Source organism: Psychrobacter luti (assembly GCF_014192115.1).
Taxonomy (GTDB): domain Bacteria; phylum Pseudomonadota; class Gammaproteobacteria; order Pseudomonadales; family Moraxellaceae; genus Psychrobacter; species Psychrobacter luti.
Window position 1 is genome coordinate 94,828 of sequence record NZ_JACHXL010000001.1, and the last position, 19,407, is coordinate 114,234.

General features: G+C 43.4%; 15 protein-coding genes. 11 read left to right on the forward strand and 4 right to left on the reverse strand.

The window, feature by feature from the left end; genetic code table 11:
- Positions 1-62 precede the first annotated feature (62 nt).
- The 7 genes from FHS24_RS00390 to FHS24_RS00420 all read left to right on the forward strand — a co-directional run bounded on the left by FHS24_RS00390 (position 63) and on the right by FHS24_RS00420 (position 6,994).
- Positions 63-803, forward strand: coding sequence for a MotA/TolQ/ExbB proton channel family protein (locus FHS24_RS00390; protein ID WP_183617730.1), 741 nt, complete (start codon positions 63-65; stop codon positions 801-803).
- Positions 804-898: 95 nt separating this feature from the next.
- Positions 899-1,342, forward strand: a complete 444-nt coding sequence (locus tag FHS24_RS00395) for an ExbD/TolR family protein (RefSeq protein WP_183617733.1) — start codon at positions 899-901, stop codon at positions 1,340-1,342.
- Positions 1,343-1,486: 144 nt separating this feature from the next.
- Positions 1,487-3,274, forward strand: coding sequence for a lipid A export permease/ATP-binding protein MsbA (gene msbA, locus FHS24_RS00400; protein ID WP_183617735.1), 1,788 nt, complete (start codon positions 1,487-1,489; stop codon positions 3,272-3,274).
- A 48-nt stretch (positions 3,275-3,322) separates the two neighbouring features.
- Positions 3,323-4,438 carry a tetraacyldisaccharide 4'-kinase gene (lpxK, locus tag FHS24_RS00405; RefSeq protein ID WP_183617737.1) on the forward strand — a complete coding sequence of 372 codons (1,116 nt, stop codon included), beginning with the start codon at positions 3,323-3,325 and terminating at the stop codon, positions 4,436-4,438.
- A 38-nt stretch (positions 4,439-4,476) separates the two neighbouring features.
- Positions 4,477-5,304 carry a 3-deoxy-manno-octulosonate cytidylyltransferase gene (kdsB, locus tag FHS24_RS00410; protein WP_227671762.1) on the forward strand — a complete coding sequence of 276 codons (828 nt, stop codon included), beginning with the start codon at positions 4,477-4,479 and terminating at the stop codon, positions 5,302-5,304.
- A gap of 183 nt (positions 5,305-5,487) precedes the next feature.
- On the forward strand, positions 5,488-6,606 hold the full coding sequence (locus FHS24_RS00415; RefSeq protein ID WP_183617739.1) for a DNA polymerase III subunit delta': 1,119 nt from the start codon (positions 5,488-5,490) through the stop codon (positions 6,604-6,606).
- 40 nt (positions 6,607-6,646) lie between these two features.
- Complete coding sequence (locus tag FHS24_RS00420) at positions 6,647-6,994, forward strand: PilZ domain-containing protein (RefSeq protein ID WP_183617741.1); 348 nt, start codon at positions 6,647-6,649, stop codon at positions 6,992-6,994.
- Positions 6,995-7,136: 142 nt separating this feature from the next.
- On the opposite strand, the gene ppk2 is transcribed toward FHS24_RS00420, so the two are convergent.
- Together ppk2 and FHS24_RS00430 are read right to left on the reverse strand one after the other, a co-directional pair.
- Complete coding sequence (ppk2, locus tag FHS24_RS00425; RefSeq protein ID WP_233449068.1) at positions 7,137-8,150, reverse strand: polyphosphate kinase 2; 1,014 nt, start codon at positions 8,148-8,150, stop codon at positions 7,137-7,139.
- A 481-nt stretch (positions 8,151-8,631) separates the two neighbouring features.
- Positions 8,632-10,233, reverse strand: coding sequence for an acetyl-CoA C-acetyltransferase (locus tag FHS24_RS00430; RefSeq protein WP_183617742.1), 1,602 nt, complete (start codon positions 10,231-10,233; stop codon positions 8,632-8,634).
- Positions 10,234-10,885: 652 nt separating this feature from the next.
- Here FHS24_RS00430 and FHS24_RS00435 point away from each other — a divergent pair.
- From FHS24_RS00435 to FHS24_RS00450, 4 genes are all read left to right on the forward strand, one after another.
- Positions 10,886-12,286 (forward strand): 3-oxoacyl-ACP reductase, encoded by a 1,401-nt coding sequence (locus tag FHS24_RS00435; RefSeq protein WP_183617743.1) that lies wholly within the window; start codon positions 10,886-10,888, stop codon positions 12,284-12,286.
- Positions 12,287-12,739: 453 nt separating this feature from the next.
- Positions 12,740-13,654, forward strand: a complete 915-nt coding sequence (locus FHS24_RS00440; protein ID WP_183617744.1) for a MaoC family dehydratase — start codon at positions 12,740-12,742, stop codon at positions 13,652-13,654.
- 48 nt (positions 13,655-13,702) lie between these two features.
- Complete coding sequence (locus tag FHS24_RS00445) at positions 13,703-14,272, forward strand: protein tyrosine phosphatase family protein (protein ID WP_183617745.1); 570 nt, start codon at positions 13,703-13,705, stop codon at positions 14,270-14,272.
- Positions 14,273-14,424: 152 nt separating this feature from the next.
- On the forward strand, positions 14,425-15,930 hold the full coding sequence (locus FHS24_RS00450) for a serine hydrolase domain-containing protein (RefSeq protein WP_183617746.1): 1,506 nt from the start codon (positions 14,425-14,427) through the stop codon (positions 15,928-15,930).
- A 32-nt stretch (positions 15,931-15,962) separates the two neighbouring features.
- On the opposite strand, the gene FHS24_RS00455 is transcribed toward FHS24_RS00450, so the two are convergent.
- Positions 15,963-17,210 carry a cation:proton antiporter gene (locus tag FHS24_RS00455; protein ID WP_183617747.1) on the reverse strand — a complete coding sequence of 416 codons (1,248 nt, stop codon included), beginning with the start codon at positions 17,208-17,210 and terminating at the stop codon, positions 15,963-15,965.
- A 230-nt stretch (positions 17,211-17,440) separates the two neighbouring features.
- On the reverse strand, positions 17,441-19,351 hold the full coding sequence (gene ilvD, locus FHS24_RS00460; protein WP_183617748.1) for a dihydroxy-acid dehydratase: 1,911 nt from the start codon (positions 19,349-19,351) through the stop codon (positions 17,441-17,443).
- Positions 19,352-19,407: the final 56 nt, after the last annotated feature.

Genomic DNA, 19,407 nt, shown 5'->3' on the forward strand with positions numbered 1-19,407 from the left:
ACTAATTATACAAATATATAATCATCTTTTAATAATTAATAAAAACATAGAAGAGAATCCGTATGTGGGAGCTGGTAAAAGCAGGTGGTTGGCTGATGACACCTATCGTGGTGTGTTCAATATTGGCATTGGTTATCATTATCGAGCGTAGCCACACTTTGCAATTTAATAAGATTGTACCCAATAGATTGCGCGAACAGCTGATAACTCGCCTACGTGAAAACGGTGATATCGGTCGTACACAGTTGATGAATGTCAAAGAAAAGACCCCTTTAGGCGATATTCTAGCGACCGGTTTGCTTTACCGCCAGTACGGCTTAGACTCGATGACGATGCATATGCAAAACCGCGCGAGTGTACAGGTGCATCAGTTAGAGAAAAATATCAATATGCTTGGCACCATTGGTGCGATTGCGCCATTACTGGGTCTGTTGGGTACGGTATTAGGTATTATCTCATCGTTTTTGGCAATTACAGATGGTGCGATGCAAGACCCAACGATGTTAGCGGCTGGCGTGTCACAGGCTTTGATTACCACTGCTGCTGGTATGATTGTGGCTATCCCAGCTTTGGTTGCTTATCGTTATTTTCAGCGCCGTATTATTGATATCAATGCGCGGTTTGAAACCCAAGCGGGACTAATGATTCAAGAGTTATATGATTATCAATTGTTAGATAATATCAATAGTTCTGCTATGTCTCAGTTGACTACTCTTGCAGCAGTAGATGATGAATCGAGTCATGTAAGTAATGAGCTTTCAATTGACACCTCAGATTTAAATCATACTGCGGCAGCGACTTAATTCTATTGTTTGTATTATTCTAATTAATGATAAAAATAATAGTATGAATCACTGCTTATTAAATATATACCTTTAAGCACATTAAAGAGAGTGATATGCGCTTTAGAAAACCGACCGTTGAGCCGCTTGAAATCAATCTTACGCCAATGATTGATTGTTTATTATTTTTAATCGTGTTTTTACTCCTTGCTACGTCTTTTAATCATTTTAGTCGCTTAAATATCATTCTTCCTGAAGCTGAGGGTGTGGCACTGACAGAAGAAAAAAATAGTATTGAAGTGGCGGTGCAAGAAGATGGTAGTTATTTGGTCAATGGCATTACGCTTGCCAGTAGCAACGAGGCTGAATTAACCAGCATGCTACAACAAGAGGCGGGTAGTAATCGCGATATGCTATTTGTGATTGCTGCCGATGCCAATGCCACGCATCAATCCGTGGTACGGGTCATGGATATCGCTGGTAAATTGGGATTTTTAAATTTAAATATTAGTACGGTTGTGCCACTTGGTCAGCCTTTACCACAATCATCACCACAATAATTTTTATAGTATTTGATAAGGTGGTAAAGCTTATTAAGCATTACTGCCATTACTCTAGAAGCCTTTAATGCTTTATCTTATAACCAATAGCTACTGCTGCATTCATGTCATTTATTTCTTATTTATACCCAAATTGAGGCTTTTATGAGCCAAGCTAATCAACCTGACTCTAAAAAAACTTCTGCTAGCAAGCTATCGGAAGCGCCATCAAGTACGCCTAAGCATAAGACTTTATTACGTCTGTTAAGCTATCTTAAACCATATTGGTGGGCGCTATTACTGATGGTTATCGGCTTTGCTATTAATGCGGCGACAGAGATTTGGATTGCTAAATTATTGCAATATATCACTGATGCCATTAATCAAAATGATCAAAGTAAGCAGGATTTATTTCCGTTTATTATTGTCCTGTTGTTTTTCGTTCGCGGCGTAGGAAGCTTTTTAGGTAACTACTATACGGCGTTAGTCTCGCGCAATCTTGTGTATGAGCTACGTGTGCAGGTGTTTAATAAGCTACTGCGTTTGCCAAGCTCATTTTATTTAGCGAATCCAGCAGGGACGATTTCGTCTAAGCTTATTTTTGATGTCGAGCAGGTGACGGCAGCTAGTACCGATTCGATGAAGACGCTACTGCGCGATGGCTTGACGGTCGTGGCTTTGATAGGTTTCTTGCTTTATAGCAACTGGCGTTTGACCTTGATTTTGTTCGTCGTGCTGCCACCGATTTTATGGCTCATAAGGGTAGCCTCAAAGCGTTATTTAAAGCTTTCAAAGGGTATTCAAGAAACTATGGGTGATGTCAGCCATATCACCAATGAAGTGATTAATGGCTATCAAGTGGTGAAAAATTACGGCGGACAAGCCTATGAGTCTAAGCGCTTTGATACAACGTCGAAGAAAAACCTGCGCCAAGGGATGAAGGTCGTTGTGACCAATAGCATCAATACTCCTGCTGTACAGTTGTTGATGGCAATAGCCATGGCGGTGGTGGTATGGCTCGCGCTGCGCCCTGCGGTGATAGATAATATCTCAGCAGGTGAGTTTATCTCTTACATTGCTGCAGCGGGGCTATTAAGTAAGCCTGTGCGTTCATTGACTGATGTTAATCAACAGTTGCAAAGAGGGCTCGCGGCCGGCGAATCAATATTTACTTTATTAGATGAGCCGGAAGAAGCAGATACCGGTGTACTTAGTCCTACTTTGGCAGGTGAGATTAAACTGGATAATGTCAGTTTGATCTATCCTGATTCAACTGTGGCGCTGCGTGACTTTACTTTGGACGTGCGCGCAGGCGAAACAGTGGCATTAGTTGGGCGTAGTGGCGCTGGCAAATCGTCTTTAGTCAATTTACTTACCCGTACTTTAAATACTTCTTCTGGGCAAATTACCCTTGATGGTATGCCTATTGAAGATATTAAGCTTGAGAGCTTGCGCGCGCAGATTGCAATGGTCAATCAGCAAGTGGTACTGTTTAATACCACGGTATTTAATAATATTGCGTATGGCAGTCTGGCTGATAAGACCCAAGCTGAGGTTGAGCAGGCCGCAAAAGACGCTTTTGCCCATGATTTTATTATGAAAATACCAAATGGCTATCAAAGTGAAATTGGCGCTGAAGGTTTGCAGCTGTCTGGTGGTCAACGCCAGCGCCTCTCTATTGCTCGAGCATTACTAAAAGATGCGCCGATTTTGATTTTAGATGAAGCCACCAGTGCTCTAGATAATGAATCAGAATATTACATTCAGCAAGCACTTGATAATGTTATGAAAGACCGCACGACGCTAGTGATTGCGCATCGTTTAACGACGATTGAGTCCGCTGACCGTATTGCTGTTTTAGATGGTGGTCAGATTGTTGAGCTAGGCACGCATGCTGAGCTGATGCAATTGCAGGGTCATTATGCGCAAATGTATGCTCGCGATTTTGAGTAAATGTACTGAATAAGTTTGCTGAATAAATAGGATAAGTAACAAATCATCATGAGTATTGAAACCACAATGACGCGTGCATGGCAACGTCAGGCTGCTTGGCTCTGGCTGCTATTGCCTGTGAGCTGGTTGTATGGATTCATTACGATGATACGTCGGCAGGCTTATAAAATAGGCCTGCTTGCAAGTTATCATGCTCCTATTCCAGTGATGGTCATCGGTAATATTACGGTAGGTGGCAGTGGTAAGACGCCGTTAATTATTGAATTAGTCACTCATCTACAAAAGAAAGGCATAAAGGTAGGCGTTATCAGCCGTGGTTATGGCGGTGATAGCAGCCAGATGCCAGCTTTGGTGCATGCTGATAGTTTACCGAGTGTCGTAGGTGATGAGCCTTCTTTAATTGTCAGTATGACAGGCGCTGCTATGGCAGTATGCCCCAATCGTAAACAAGCGATTACTATTTTATTAAACGCGTATCCGGATTTGCAGCTTATTATTGCTGATGATGGCTTGCAGCACTATGCGTTGCAACGCGATATCGAATGGATTGTGGTTGATGCGTCACGTGGCTTTGGTAATCGGCAGCTGCTACCAACTGGTTATTTACGTGAGCCCATGTCGCGCCTAGAAGGCGCAAATGTGGTCTACCATGAAAAAGCTGATAGGGTGACTATGCATAATAACAATCAACCTCAATCTAATCGTTTAACCATGCATTTACAAGCTGATAAATTACAGCTTTTATGGTCGTCTGCTGCTGAGATAGATGGCTTAAATGTCACAGAAGAAAAAATGCCTATGCCACCTATGCTAAACAGTCGGGTACATGCGGTAAGCGGTATCGGCTATCCACAGCGTTTTTTTGATACTCTAATATCGCTCGGCTTCGATGTCATTGGTCATGCTTATCCGGATCATTATGATTTTAGCTTGCATGAGCTTTTACAATATACCGAGCAGCCTATCATTGTGACTAGTAAAGACGCGGTTAAAATCAGGGCGTTGCTAGTAGATGCGACTAGAGACGAATCACTTAGCGAAGAGTATCAAGATCTTTTGAGTCGACTATGGGTATTGCCAGTGACAGCGGTGTTATCGGACAGTTGTTATGACAGCTTACAGCAGCAATTAAAAGCTTTAAATATTGATATCACTAATGGCTAACAGTCTAAAAATTTAAATAGTTTTTATAGGAATAAACCATGTCATCATTGTTTGCCTCAGCTGAAAAAATGCCAGCCAAAACTCATATTGTTATTCCTGCACGCTTTAAGAGTACACGTTTACCTGGCAAGCCATTATTAACTATCCATGGCAAACCGATGATACTGTGGGTAGCTGAAAAAGCACAGTTGGCTAATTTTGCCGATGATATGTGTATTGCCACAGATGATGAAGCGATTGCCAAAGTTTGTATGGATGCAGGCTTTGATGTGGTGATGACGAGTAGCGCGCACGCGTCAGGAACTGATCGCTTGGCTGAGGTCGCGGCTATTAAAGGCTGGGCTGATCATGATATCGTGGTCAATATGCAGGGTGATGAGCCTTTAGTGCCGCCATTACTATTAGAGCAAGTTAAAGCACTGTTGGTGCAAGATGCCGAGAGCGTGATGGCGACTTTATGTGAACCTATCGAAGACTATGAGACGTTTATGCGTCCATCGGTCGTTAAAGTCGTCAGCCAAACGTCTAACGATTTACAGCGCGCGCTGTATTTTAGCCGGGCGCCGATTCCGTGCGACCGTGAGGTAATATTGGCAAACGACATGGATACACAGCGACAACCACCAAAAAATGCTTATCGCCACTTAGGGTTATACGCCTACCGCGTCAGCTTGTTACAGCAGTTTGTACACTGGCCGCAAACGCCACTCGAAACATTGGAAAGCTTAGAGCAGTTACGCGTATTAGAAAATGGTGGTCATATTGCTATTGCGCCAGCCGCCTGTCATCTGCCGGCAGGCGTCGATACCCAAGAAGATTTGGACCGTCTCAATACCATGAGTTTAGTGGATTTTCAAAATTGCTGATGCAGATAATTGATAATAGCCTAAGTAAATTAAAATAATATTGTTTATTAAAAATAATCGCATTGTTCGGTTTTAAAGGTTTTAAGTGTATTAACACGCTGAACGCATCAAAGCTGTTCAGCGTGTTCAAGGTAGTGAAAACATTAAAAGCATTGAGCGATGACCATAAGAGAGATAACTGAAATGATAAGCCCAGTGCCTTTGAGCGATAGTATTTATTTTGCACCGTTACTACCGTGGCAAAATGAGTTATGGTCACAGCTGACAAAGCGGGTATTAATGCCGCAACAATCTTTGCCGCATGCACTTTTAGCAGCTGGTATGCAAGGGATGGGCAAGCGTGCTTTTGTCTGGCGCTTGGTAGCATGGTTATTATGCCGTGAGCGCGTTAACCATCCACTCGGCGCTTGCGGTACTTGTGAGAGCTGTCAATGGCTTAGATCAGGGACGCATCCAAGTTTACAGGTATTACCAATTATTAGTATGCCAGTCAGTGCCGATAATGCTTATGCTAAAGAAGCAGCAAGTAGCACAGCGAAAGACAAAAAATCTGCCAAAGCTGCTAGTAATGCTGCGTTAAAAATAAAGGTCGATGATATCCGTGCTCTACAGCCATTTATTTATCAAGGTGGGCAGGGCATGCGGATTTGTGTGCTAGATTATGCAGAGCAAATGACCATTGCTGCCGCTAATGCGCTGCTTAAAACCTTGGAAGAGCCGCAAGCGCAAGTGCATTTATTCCTCATCAGTGATACTCCGGCGCAGTTACTGCCGACCATTAAGAGCCGTGTCCAGCAGCTGGCATTGCAAACGATTGAACCTACTGTTTCAATCGATTATGTGACACAAGTACTGGGTAGTACGGTCAATCGTGAGGCGGTCGGCACGTCAGCCATTGAGCAGCTGATACAGCTGGCAAATGGTGCACCTTTAGCAGCGGTTTCTCTTGCACAAGCGCCTTGGTATGGCAAGCGCGCGCTATGGCTAACAACGTGGCAAGCGTTACGTAGCGGTAAGCGTAGTAGCATTGCGGCAAGCGATTATTGGCAAACCCAGCTGAGTATAAGCGAGTTTATTCAACTGTCGGAGCTAATGCTGGTCGATATGCGCCGTGTATGTTTGGGTCTCGATGCGCTGCAAAAGGACATTGATTTATCCGCCTCTTTAAGCAATTATAAACCTGCTGAAAGTAGCTTTGAGGCGTTTATAAATAGTCTGCAACAGACAAAAATTGCCCTACAACAAAATGTGCAAGAAAAATTCGCTTATGATAAGCTGATGCAAGAATTGGCGTATTTATAAATCAAAATAAAGTAAACCTCACTCATAAAGGAAGCTAACTATGGCAATGCCAGGACGTGGCGGGATTTTAACCTGTCATATTGAAGATATGGAAACGTTATACGCAAGCTATTTATCCTTTGTGACCAATGGCGCGTTATTTGTGCCGTCTGATAGAATACAAAAACTAGGCGATGAGGTGTTTATTGCCGTGACTTTGCCCAATTCTAGCGAGCGCTTACCTATGAATGGTAAAGTAGTTTGGATAAATTCTAAAAGCCAAAGCGGTCGTCCAGCAGGCTTTGCTGTGCAGATAGGTACAGATATCGCTGGGTTAAGAATTAAAAATGAGGTCGAGCGTTTATTAGCCGGTAAGATTGATAGCTTACAGTCGACTTATACCATGTAGTGTTTGTACAGACTAGCAATCGCATTTACTATGATTAGATGATAGTTAGCGAAATAATATAAAAAAGCAGCCTTATATACCTATAAGGCTGCTTTTTTATGCGTCATATTTTATTAAATAATACGTGCATGGATTTGTTTATTTAATAACGCGGTGGAACATACATATCATCAGGAATCGGTTCGCGGTAGTATTCATCATCGCGCTTGCGTTCAGGCAGCTCGATCTCATCACGCGGTACTTCTTTATATGGGATTTGCTCAAGTAAATGGGCAATACAGTTTAGCCGTGCGCGTTTTTTATTATTGCCTTCGACCACCCACCACGGCGCTTCAGGAATATGCGTGCGCTCAAACATGGTCTCTTTTGCCTTGGTATAATCTTCCCAGCGGCGGCGTGATTGCAAATCCATCGCCGACAGTTTCCACTGTTTAAGAGGGTCGTGAATCCGACTCATAAAACGTGAATGCTGCTCGTCGTCAGTGATAGAAAACCAGTACTTGACCAAACGAATACCTGAGCGTACCAGCATGCGCTCAAATTCAGGTACCGATTGAAAGAATTCTTCATACTGGGCATCGGTACAAAATCCCATGACGCGCTCGACGCCCACACGGTTATACCAGCTACGATCAAATAAGACAATTTCACCAGCAGCAGGCAGATGCGCCACATAGCGCTGGAAATACCACTGCGATTGCTCACGTTCTGTTGGAGCAGGTAGTGCAGCCACTCGGCAAACACGTGGGTTTAAGCGCTGAGTAATACGCTTGATAGCGCCGCCTTTGCCAGCAGAATCACGACCTTCAAATATCACGACGATACGCTCACCATATTCAACTACCCAATCTTGCAGCTTAATAAGTTCTCTTTGCAGCCGTAATAACTCTTGAAAATAGGTACGGCGATCAAGCTTTTCTTGCTCACTCATCTCGCGCCCATCAAAACGAAAATCGCGAACGTAATCGTCTATCTCATTTTCAAGCTCTTCATCATAGCTATCTATCAAGTCTTGATGCATTTTTCGGCGCAGCTCATCGCCAAATACTTCTTTATCCATTCGGGTAATGAAACTGCCTTGTTCAAGCGCTGACAGCTCACGCCGCTTTGGCGTAGTTAAGGTTTGCTGATCAATCGACGAGGTATCCTTGCTCATAGTAAGCTCCTAATAAATATTTTTATGGCTGCCTTTTATGATGACAGCTCTTTATATGACAAATTTTTATATGAATACCCTTTATACAGCTACTTTAACATATCTAACGCAGCAGCTATGAGTGAGCAATGTTAGATTGATTGAGTATTTATTTCTGGTGTGTCCGTTAAAAACGGCTTGGTTAATAGTGATATAGAATAGTTATTAGAATTATGATGTTAAAAGGTTTGACAGAAAGTGATGCTATAGTCAGTTTGAAACAAAATCGATAATTAATAGTGACGTGCGACTGGTATAAAATTCTCTTGCTTGCTGTTATCACAGAGGCTACGAAAAAATTATCCGAGTCGCACTGTAGCGGTTTTAAAGTGAATCCTCTATAGAGCTTTTCATTTAGACAAAAAAACACCCTTTAATCCAATGATTAAAGGGTGTTTTAAAAGCTTAACGCTATTGACTGTCTAAGGATATCTTAGAGTAATTATTTCTCTAGAATACACGTTACACCTTGACCACCAGCGGCGCAGATAGAGATAAGCGCGCGACCTGAACCTTTTTGATCCAGTAATTTAGCAGCAGTGGCTAGGATACGACCACCGGTTGCAGCAAATGGGTGACCTGCGGCAAGCGATGAACCATTGACGTTTAGCTTGCTACGATCGATAGAACCTAATGGTGCATCAAGACCTAGACGCTCTGCACAGAATTTCTCATCTTCCCAAGCAGCCAGTGTAGATAGTACTTGTGAGGCAAACGCTTCATGAATCTCATAAAAGTCAAAATCTTGCAAGGTCAGACCAGCACGCTCAAGCATACGCGGTACTGCATAAGCTGGCGCCATTAGTAAGCCTTCTTTGTCGCCAGACTTACCGATGAAGTCAACAGCAGCGGTTTCTTGATGAACGATATAAGCCAATGGCTTAAGCCCATTTTCTGCCGCCCATTCATCAGTACCTAATAGGATACAAGAAGCACCATCAGTTAGTGGCGTAGAGTTAGCTGCTGTCATGGTTGGGTTGGCATTCTTTTTGCCAAACACAGGTTTTAATTTAGCTAACTTCTCTAAGGTAGTATCTGGGCGCAAGTTATTGTCGCGAGTCAAACCTTTATATGGGGTGATTAGGTCATCAAAGAAACCTTCATCATAAGCGCGTGCTAGGTTTTGATGGCTAGTAAAAGCAAGCTCATCTTGTGCTTCACGGCTGATGTTCCACTCAAGTGTGGTAATCGCTTGATGGTCGCCCATTGATAGACCGGTACGTGGCTCGCCATTTTGCGGGGTATCAAGCAAATCTTTTGGATTTAGACCCATTAGCGCTTTTAGACGTTGTTTGTTGTCTTTAGCAGCACCCAATTTAATTAACACTTTACGTAAGCCATCGCCAACTGCAATAGGCGCGTCAGAAGTCGTATCAACACCGCCAGTAATGGCTGAATCGATAATACCAAGGGCGATTTTATTGGCAGAAGCAAACGTTGCTTGTAAGCCAGTACCACAAGCTTGTGAGATATCATAGGTTGGGGTATGTGGGTTCAATGCTGTGCTTAATGTTGCTTCACGCGTTAAGTTGATATCGCGGCTCAGTTTCATGACTGCACCAGCAACCACTTCACCGACTTTTTTGTCTTGTAAGTTAAAGCGTTCAACCAAACCATCTAATGCTGCGGTTAGCATGTCAGTATTGCTAACATCTGCGTACGTACCGTTTGAGCGAGCAAAAGGAATACGGTTGCCGCCTAAGATAGCCACACGATGTTGACCTGAGCTAAGCTTGGTTGGGCTGGCTTTTTTAGCAGTGGTAGTGGTTTTGTTAGCACTAGTCGTATCCGCTTCTTTCGCTTTGTTGTCATCTTTAGCAGCTGTGCCTTTGCTATCTTTAGCAGCGCTGTCTTTTTTAGAGCTAGCTGTTTTTGTATCAGTAGCTTTAGTGTCGTTAGCTTTAGTATCCGCTTTCTTCGACTCAGTCGCTTTTGAATTAGCTGCTGACTCTTTCGTAGCAGACTCGGTATTTTTTGTATCGCTAGCTTTTACAACGGTACTTTCAACAACAGGGCTATCAGGGTGATTGTTTTTATTACTCATAATATTATCCTTAAAAAGTATGGGTAGAAGAAAAAAGGGAGAACACATTAATGAAAAGAAAAGCAGTAAAAAATGCGTAAAACGTTATAAAAAATCGTATACAGATACTATTACTTAATGATTGCTATCTAATGACAGCGACTATATTACATAACAATGGTTAAAATGCAGTGGCTCATCATAAGGCGTTTTTTACGCCCTTACTGTATGTCTTTAGCAAATGATGTGACGCTACTTTTAAGCTATTGCAAGGGTTAATAACGCTTCACGTCAGTCAACAACAGCCATTTCGACTGGCTAGTGTTGATTATTTGCATTGCATAACAGAGCTTTTGATAATATATTGTTATCTATAAATGCGTTTGCCATAACTTATAAGTTAGATTTTAGCATAAGTTTGGCGTTTTTGACCCGAGAAAAAGTGGCCATCTTGTATACTGGCTTGTCTACAGATTGTTATAGACATTAGTGGCTTTTGGACTTGTTTCGCATGGAAGTGTATAGTTGAGGCAGTTTTGGGCCCATTTACTAAATGCTAATAATTTTTATCAATGATAGTGCTGGTGAGTCTTTATAATAGGCGCATTGCATTTTTGTTTACTATTATTTACCCGTTAATTTTTATTTTACTCGTTAATTATAGGATTATATTATGTCAGACCGTTATGGTGATTTTGTTCAGTCTTCTATTGGTAAAAAAGTAGCAAAAAACTTAGGCTTGCCTATGCCAGTAGAGCTTGATCGTTTTGATAGTGGCCAGCCAGCGGTGCGCGGTAGCGTATTGGTTGGTCGCGCTAATGGTGACAATACCGCCATCAGTGCGTCAGTAGCTCGTATTTTGTCAGAGCTGCACGCTGACGTATTTGTAAATAGCAGTGATAATGTGAAAGATACGCTGTCTGATGCTGGTGTAAAAGCCAAGGCCAATACAGGTGGCACTGATAAATTTAAAGTCCTATTGTTTGATGCCAGTAATATCAGTAATGCTGATGAGCTAAAGCAAGTATATGAATTTTTTCATGCTGTTGCGCGCCGCGTAGAAAAGTCAGGTCGCGTTATTGTTATCGGTCGTCCACCAGAAGATATTACTGATATTGAAGCGGCATTGGCTCAGCGCGCGCTTGAAGGTTTTGTAAAGTCGGTCGGTAAAGAGTTTAAGCGTGGTATCACAGCCCAGCTTATTTATGTTGCCGAAGGCGCTGAGCAAAACCTAGACTCAACATTACGCTTTTTCACCTCAGCACGTTCAGCCTATGTCTCAGGACAAGTGGTACGTGTTAGCAACGGCGATAACGTTGACGTTGATTGGGCACAGCCTTTGGGCGGCAAAACCATGCTGGTTACAGGCGCAAGTCGCGGTATTGGTGAAGCAATTGCCCGTGTTCTAGCACGCGAAGGCGCTCATGTTATTTGTCTTGATGTACCGCAGCAGCAAGCTGACTTACAAAAAGTGGCAAGCGAAATCAGTGGTTCAGTTTTAACAGTCGACATCACCAGTGAAGATGCGGGCAAAGAAATCGCCGAAGCGGCGCAAAAACGTGGTGGTCTAGATTCAGTGATTCATAATGCTGGTATCACGCGTGACAAAACGCTTGCCAATATGGATGAGCAAAAATGGGATATGGTCATCAATATCAACTTGGGCAGTATTGCCAAGCTCAACCGTTACTTGCTTGATAATGATGTGTTGAAAGAAAATGCACGTATTGTTTGCGTTTCATCAATCTCAGGTATCGCTGGTAATTTAGGTCAAAGTAACTATGCGACTTCTAAAGCAGGCGTCATTGGTTTGGTCAATGCCACCGCTAAACAACTAGAAGACAATGCAAAAGGCATGACGATTAACGCTGTTGCTCCAGGATTTATCGAAACGCAAATGACAGAAGCGATTCCTTTTGCTATTCGTGAAGCCGGTCGCCGTATGAACTCAATGAGCCAAGGCGGCTTGCCAGTAGACGTGGCAGAGACGATTGCATGGTTTGCTTCACCAGCGTCTGGCGGTCTAAATGGCAACATCGTACGCGTTTGTGGTCAAAGCTTACTGGGTGCTTAGTAAATGTAATGCAGGCAAAATTGTAGTTAATAAAATAGATGATTAATCTCAATTAAGCCTGCACTAAGTATATGATATTCAGTAAGGTTTTAGATTTACCTCACATATGCTTACGAAAAAATTGCTGATAAATTGTAATAAAGCTGCCCTAGGGTGGCTTTTTTATGATAAAAACACAGTAATAATAACTTGCCCGATTTCTTAGATTGTTTTTCATGTTGGTGGCGGGTTATTACTATAATGATAAATAGCTGTATTGGGTAAAGGGAGTGACCCTCTTTGTTGGGCGAAATTACCTTTTAATCAGAACCTATATTAATCAAAATAAGTGTCAATTTTAATCAAAGTAATTGTTAATCAAGTAAGTTTCAGTCAAAGCTCTTACTAATAAACGAATGCATCGCATTTTACATCTAGCCAGAAAATTTGCTCAAGCCCCACTTAGGATTTATTATGTCAGACAAACATTATGATGCGTTGCCAAAAGCGCATACCACTTATGCTAATATCGTTAAAAGCTTATTGCCTATCGGTAATAGCGGTAAAATCAGTCGCGACCAATTGCCACAAGCGACCTATTATGTAGATGACTTGCACATCGATCAAAGCAATCTTGATGACTACCGTAAGATTTGTGGTTTCGCTGATAATGGCAAAGTGCCTGTGACGTATTTTTCGGTCTTATCACAGACGTTGCAGATGAATATGATGGTCAAAGAGCCATTTCCATTTGCCATGCTAGGATTGGTACACGTGGATAATAGCGTCACTCAGTATCGTCCTATTGGTGAGCGCGAAACGGTTGCCATGGCGGTGAAGTTTGATAATCTACGTGACCATGCTCAAGGTCAGCAGTTTGATTTTGTCACCACGGTGAAATCAAACGATGAAGTTATTTGGGAAGGGACGTCTACTTATTTATCTCGCGGTAAAAAATCTAGCAGCAAAGATAAAAAAAGCACGCCGCGCCCAGTAACCGTGAAGCCAGCAGTTAATGAAGACGGTGTGCACAGCATCTTTGAAGTGCCAGAAGATATCGGTCGCCGTTATGCATTTGTTTCAGGTGATTTTAACCTTATCCATTTACATCCGCTCTCAGCACGGGCGTTTGGTTTCCCTAAAGCCATTGCTCATGGTATGTGGTCAAAGGCAAAATGTCTGGCTTTGATGGACGAGCTGCCAGATGCTTGTACGGTTGAAGTGTCATTTAAACTGCCTATCTTTTTGCCAGCTGAAGTAGAGCTGATTGCAGAACCAGTCGCCCAGCTTAAAAATGCAGACGATAGCTGTGAGTTTGGCTTATATAGCGCCAAAAACGACAAGCCGCATCTTGCAGGTGTGATTAAATTGCAAGCTGACAACCAGTAAAATAGGCCATATTTCTAACATTCATATTTCACGAACACATCAATAATTATGACTTTACATGAAAATGCAATAAGCGCAGCTGAGCCTAATAGTTCAGCGGTGATAGACCAAAGCGCTGCTAATGAGCAATGCGATGCTAATGAACAAAATGCTGCAAGCGCTATAGATAACGGTATCAATTTAGAAAGTATCTTTGAGCCTTATTTTCGTCCAGAGGCAAACACCATTGTCTGCGGTGCACTCGATGAAGCAAAAGTAGCCGCTTTGGCTGCTGCTGGCGTTGAGTTGGTCATTAACTTGCAACCTGATGACGAGCTAAGTTTTGATGAACGAGCGGCGGTGGAGGGTGCTGGCATGGCTTATGAGCAGCTACCTATACGCGGTGCGAATGATTTGAAACAGCTAAAGATATTGGCGTTTGATAACATCTTACGTCAGCATCATGGCAAAAAGACCGTTATGCATTGTGGCTCTGGTAATCGTGCTGGCGCAGCAATCGCACTACGTGCTGGCTGGCTACGTGGGCGTAAAATGGATACCGCTTTGGAGCGCGGGCGTAGTCATGGTTTGACTAAGCTTGAAGAAGAGGTCCATAATCGTTTATTAGTACCGCGCTAAGCTATCGTCGATTCCGTTTAACGATTCCATTTAAACTGATTAGCAGGGCTCAATAAAAAGGCGACCAATAGGTTGCCTTTTTATTGAGTAAATTTTATCAGTAGTGGTTTTTAAATGTAATAAATATTTTCCATAAATAAAATGAGTAAGCAATGATAAAAAATAATGCGCAAGCAAATAATAATAACCTCCATCAAGCAAGTAAACTGAATCAAGCAATTGTATCTATTAACCCTGAGCTTCAACAACAATTACAACAACTGCTAACGGACTTACAGCTTGATGATGCGCCAGCTGGTGGGGCATTGGTCGTTTATCAGGCAGGACAATGCATTGCTCAAGCAAGTGTGGGAATGGCACGAGCGAATTTGTCATGGAGCTCTGATACGTTATCGCTTAATTTTTCCACAGGTAAGGGTATATTAGCAACTCTAGTGCACGTGTTGGTCTCACAGAAATTGCTTGATTATGACCGACCGATTGCTGATTATTGGCCAGCTTTTGCCGTGCAGGGTAAAGAGCAAATTACGCTGCGTCGCATGATGTCGCATCAGGGCAACTTGTTTTCGATTCAAAGTATCGATGTCGATAATGAAGCCGTGCTTGATTGGAATATGATGCTCAAAGAAGTTGCGGCCATGCCGGTAACCGCTCCCGAACAGAGTGAGTTATATGATAGCGCTTATAGCGCGCTGGTTTATGGTTGGGTGTTGGGCGGCGTGATAGAAGCCGTTACTGATATGTCATTAGCTGACGCATTGCGTCATTATTTGACAGAACCTCTAGGAATTGCAGATAGCTGTTATTTTGGCGTACCAGAAAATAAGGTGAACGACGTTGCACATCTAGTTAAGTATTTTGAGATAGCACAACAGGAAGCAGAGCAAGAAGGCGATTTAGGAACAAACCAAGAAAGCAGTCAACAAAGCGGGCAAGAGCAGTCGCAAACGCGTCCTCGGCGTAGTAAGCCAGTGTTAAGGGCAGACTCTGCCAATACTTTGCACACTTACACCAGTCTACCAAGCTACGCTTGTTGGCAAGAAAAAGCGCTAACCAATCAAATTAGTGCAAATGATGGTAAAAATGAGAGCACAAGTGAAGGTACAAAGGTAAATGAGTTACCCAGTCTAGATACGGCAAAAATTAACCGTTTATACTTTAATAATAGCCAGCTTAATCTAAAAAACTATAAGTCCGCTCTTATGTTAGCCAGTAAGCAACCTATTGATTATTACGATAAACGGACATTACAAGCCATTATTCCTGCTGCCAATGGCGTGGCCTCAGCGCAAGCGTTAGCGACTATTTATGCCATGCTAGCCAATGGCGGTACATGGCAGGGGCAGACACTGATTGATGAGGAAACATTCAATGAGCTATCAACCCCGCAAGTTACCGGCATGGATGCAGTGATGCCGGCGAAAATGAATTGGCGTTTGGGCTATCATCGCAGGTTTAGTATTTGTGACAGCGAAGGTAGCAATGATAGAGCGCAAGCCTTTGGTCATATGGGCTATAACGGCTCGGTTGCTTGGTGTGATCCTGCGCGGCAATTGTCATTTGCCTTTATCCATAACTTTGATGTAACGATGCTCAATGACATCCGTCAGTTTGCGCTAACAGAAGCGGTATTGGATTTGGTGGATGCGGGCATATAAGGCTGATTGATTAGCATCATGGGCACTTGATACTAGTGTGGCTTATTGGGCATCATTTTAAGCAATCTTGTCGCACTTAAACCATGGATAAAGATAGAGGTTAAAATCACAATGGAGCACACTATCCAAAGTTTGAGGGCGTCTTCATTATTAAAAAATCCTTGATTGAGCGCATAAGATAAATAATATAAGGTGCCAATACCGCGAATACCGAGGGCAGAAATAGCGTATTTTTCGGTACGTGGAAGATTCAATCCTGATAAAGCTATAAAGCCGCCAATAGGACGAATCATTAATAAAAAGGTAAAGCTGACGATATAGACGCGCCACGTCAGCTCAACTCCAGCTTGCAATCCTTGACCTAAGAACATGCCAAAGATAACAAGCACTAAGGACATCAGCAAACCTTCTGATTGTTCAGCAAAATCGTGCAACTTATGATGATAGCTGTGTTCACGCTCTGAGCGCCGAAAGGCAAAGGCGGCGACAAACACCGCAATAAACCCATAGCTATGCACGTATTCTGCCAGTCCATAGGCGAGCAATGTGATGGCAATCACTACATATCCTTGAGAAATAGTGGTGTTGTGACTGTATTTTGAAAAGACCAGCTTTGCCAAAACTTTACCCACCACAATGCCAACCACCAAGCCTGCGCCAATTTTCCACAGTACATCATGGGTAAACCAAGACCACAGCATCTCACCCGTGAACTGTTGTCCTTCGTTATAAGCTTCCGCTATCTTAATCGCAAGATAAACAAAAGGAAATGCGAGACCATCATTCAACCCCGCTTCTGAGGTTAGAGTAAAGCGCGGTGCATCTTCGCCGCCAGTGTTAGGCGGACCAACCTGAATGCTAGAGGCCAGTACAGGGTCTGTAGGGGCAAGTACAGCACCGAGCAAGATGGCAGCGCCTAACGTCAAACCAAAAGCATAATATCCTAAGACGGCCATTGCAAAAATACCAATCGGCATGGTGATAAGTAATAAGCGCACAGTCGGTCGCCACAAGTGCCACGATAGCTCGGTATCAATCTTAATACCCGCACCAACTAGCGAGACCAATACCACAATCTCGGTCAGTTTTTCGATGATGAGACCATTATCCATCGGGTTTAAAAAAGATAAACTCGTCCACCAATAACCCATCAGTAAACCAAAGCTCACCTGCAACATAGGTAATGAGATGGGCGTGCGTTTAAAAATAATAGGAAACAGCGCCCCAAATAAAAAGGCAATGCCGCAGACCAATAAGAATAAATTGTAGTTTTCAATCATAAGCTTGATGCACGCTATTCTATTGTGTTTAAAATTTGATATTAGAGGGTGTTTAATAGCCCTTAATAATGGGGGTAAATGCCTTTTAATACCGCAAAAAAACGTTATCAGAATAGCGGCTACGTTGTTTTTTGGTGAAAAAAAGCCTGCATAGCGCAGGCTTTGGATAATTCTATAAGAGTATTGCTTTAAGACTGTAGTTTTAAAAACTTATAAGCAAAGTATTTTGCTTAACGCTCAACTTGGCTAACATCACGGACAGCACCAGTATCGGCACTGGTCGTCATAGCCGCATAAGCTCGTAGCGCAGGAGAGACGTGACGCTCACGGTTAACTGGTTTCCAAGCATCGCGACCACGTACTTCCATGGCTTCGCGGCGAGCTGCCAATTCTTCATCACTGACTTGCATATTGATGGTACGGTTTGGGATATCAATATGAATGGTATCGCCTTCTTCTACCAAGCCAATCGCGCCGCCTTCAGCAGCTTCAGGGCTGGCATGACCGATTGATAAACCTGACGTACCACCAGAGAAACGACCATCAGTTAACAGCGCACATTCTTTGCCCAGACCTTTAGACTTAAGGTAAGTAGTTGGATACAGCATCTCTTGCATGCCAGGGCCACCCTTTGGTCCTTCATAGCGGATGATGACCACATCACCTGCCACGATTTGCTCGTCAAGTACGGCTGCTACCGCGTCATCTTGTGATTCAAAGAGTCGTGCGCGTCCAGTAAAAACTAAGATGCTTTCATCAACACCAGCGGTTTTGACCACGCAACCGCGCTCAGCGATATTGCCGTATAGTACCGCTAAGCCGCCATCGGTTGAATAAGCATGCTGAGCACTACGGATACAGCCTGACTCACGGTTGACGTCAAGATTCGGCCATTCTTTAGACTGCGAGAACGCCTCAGTAGTACGTACGCCACCGGGAGCGGCGATAAAGCGTGCACGTGCTTCAAGATTATCAGGATTCATGATGTCCCATTTATCGATGGCTTCTTTCATCGTGGCACTATGAATGGTTGGCAAATCGGTGTGCAGCAAACCTGCGCGGTCAAGCTCGGCTAGCAGCGCAAAGACACCGCCAGCACGATGCACATCTTCCATATGATATTTTTGTGAAGCAGGAGCAACTTTAGCCAAGCAAGGCACACCGCGACTTAAACGGTCAATATCATGCATTTTGAAATCGACTTCAGCTTCATTTGCGGCAGCCAGCAAATGCAAAATAGTATTGGTTGAGCCGCCCATGGCGATATCTAAGGTCATGGCATTTTCAAAGGCCGCTTTAGTAGCGATAGATCGCGGCAATACCGAATCATCATCTTGCTCATAACGGCGCTTTGCCAATGACACAATCGTGCGCCCAGCTTCTAAGAACAACTCACGACGTAGCGAATGGGTGGCTAATAGCGAACCATTACCCGGCAATGCCAAACCTAACGCTTCAGTCAAGCAGTTCATAGAGTTGGCAGTGAACATACCTGAGCACGAACCACAAGTCGGACAGGCTGAGCTTTCAATGGCTAAGACGTCTTCGTCACTGATGCTATCATCAGCGGCATCCATCATCGCATCGACCAAATCAAGCTTACGAATCGCATTGCCTTTACTATCAGTGGTATGGACGTCGCTACCGCCATCATTATTGTGGCTATGAGCTACGGTGCTGGCAATGACTTTACCCGCTTCCATCGGGCCACCTGAAATAAACACCACGGGAATATTAAGGCGCATTGCCGCCATTAGCATACCAGGGGTGATTTTGTCACAGTTAGAAATACAAACTAGGGCATCGGCGCAATGCGCGTTGACCATATACTCAACCGAATCGGCAATGAGGTCACGACTTGGTAGTGAATACAACATACCGCTATGACCCATGGCAATACCATCATCTACGGCAATAGTATTAAACTCTTTTGCCACGCCGCCCGCTTTTTCAATCTCACGCGCAACCATTTGTCCGAGGTCTTTGAGATGCACATGACCCGGTACAAACTGCGTAAAGGAGTTGGCAATTGCAATAATTGGTTTGCCAAAGTCGCCATCAGTCATGCCGGTTGCGCGCCATAGGGCACGAGCACCTGCCATATTACGACCGCCAGTAGAAGTTTTTGAGCGATAATCCATGTGATATTCCTTACAAATGAGCGAGATTTATTAACGTGTGCAGCATCCGCTGTCAT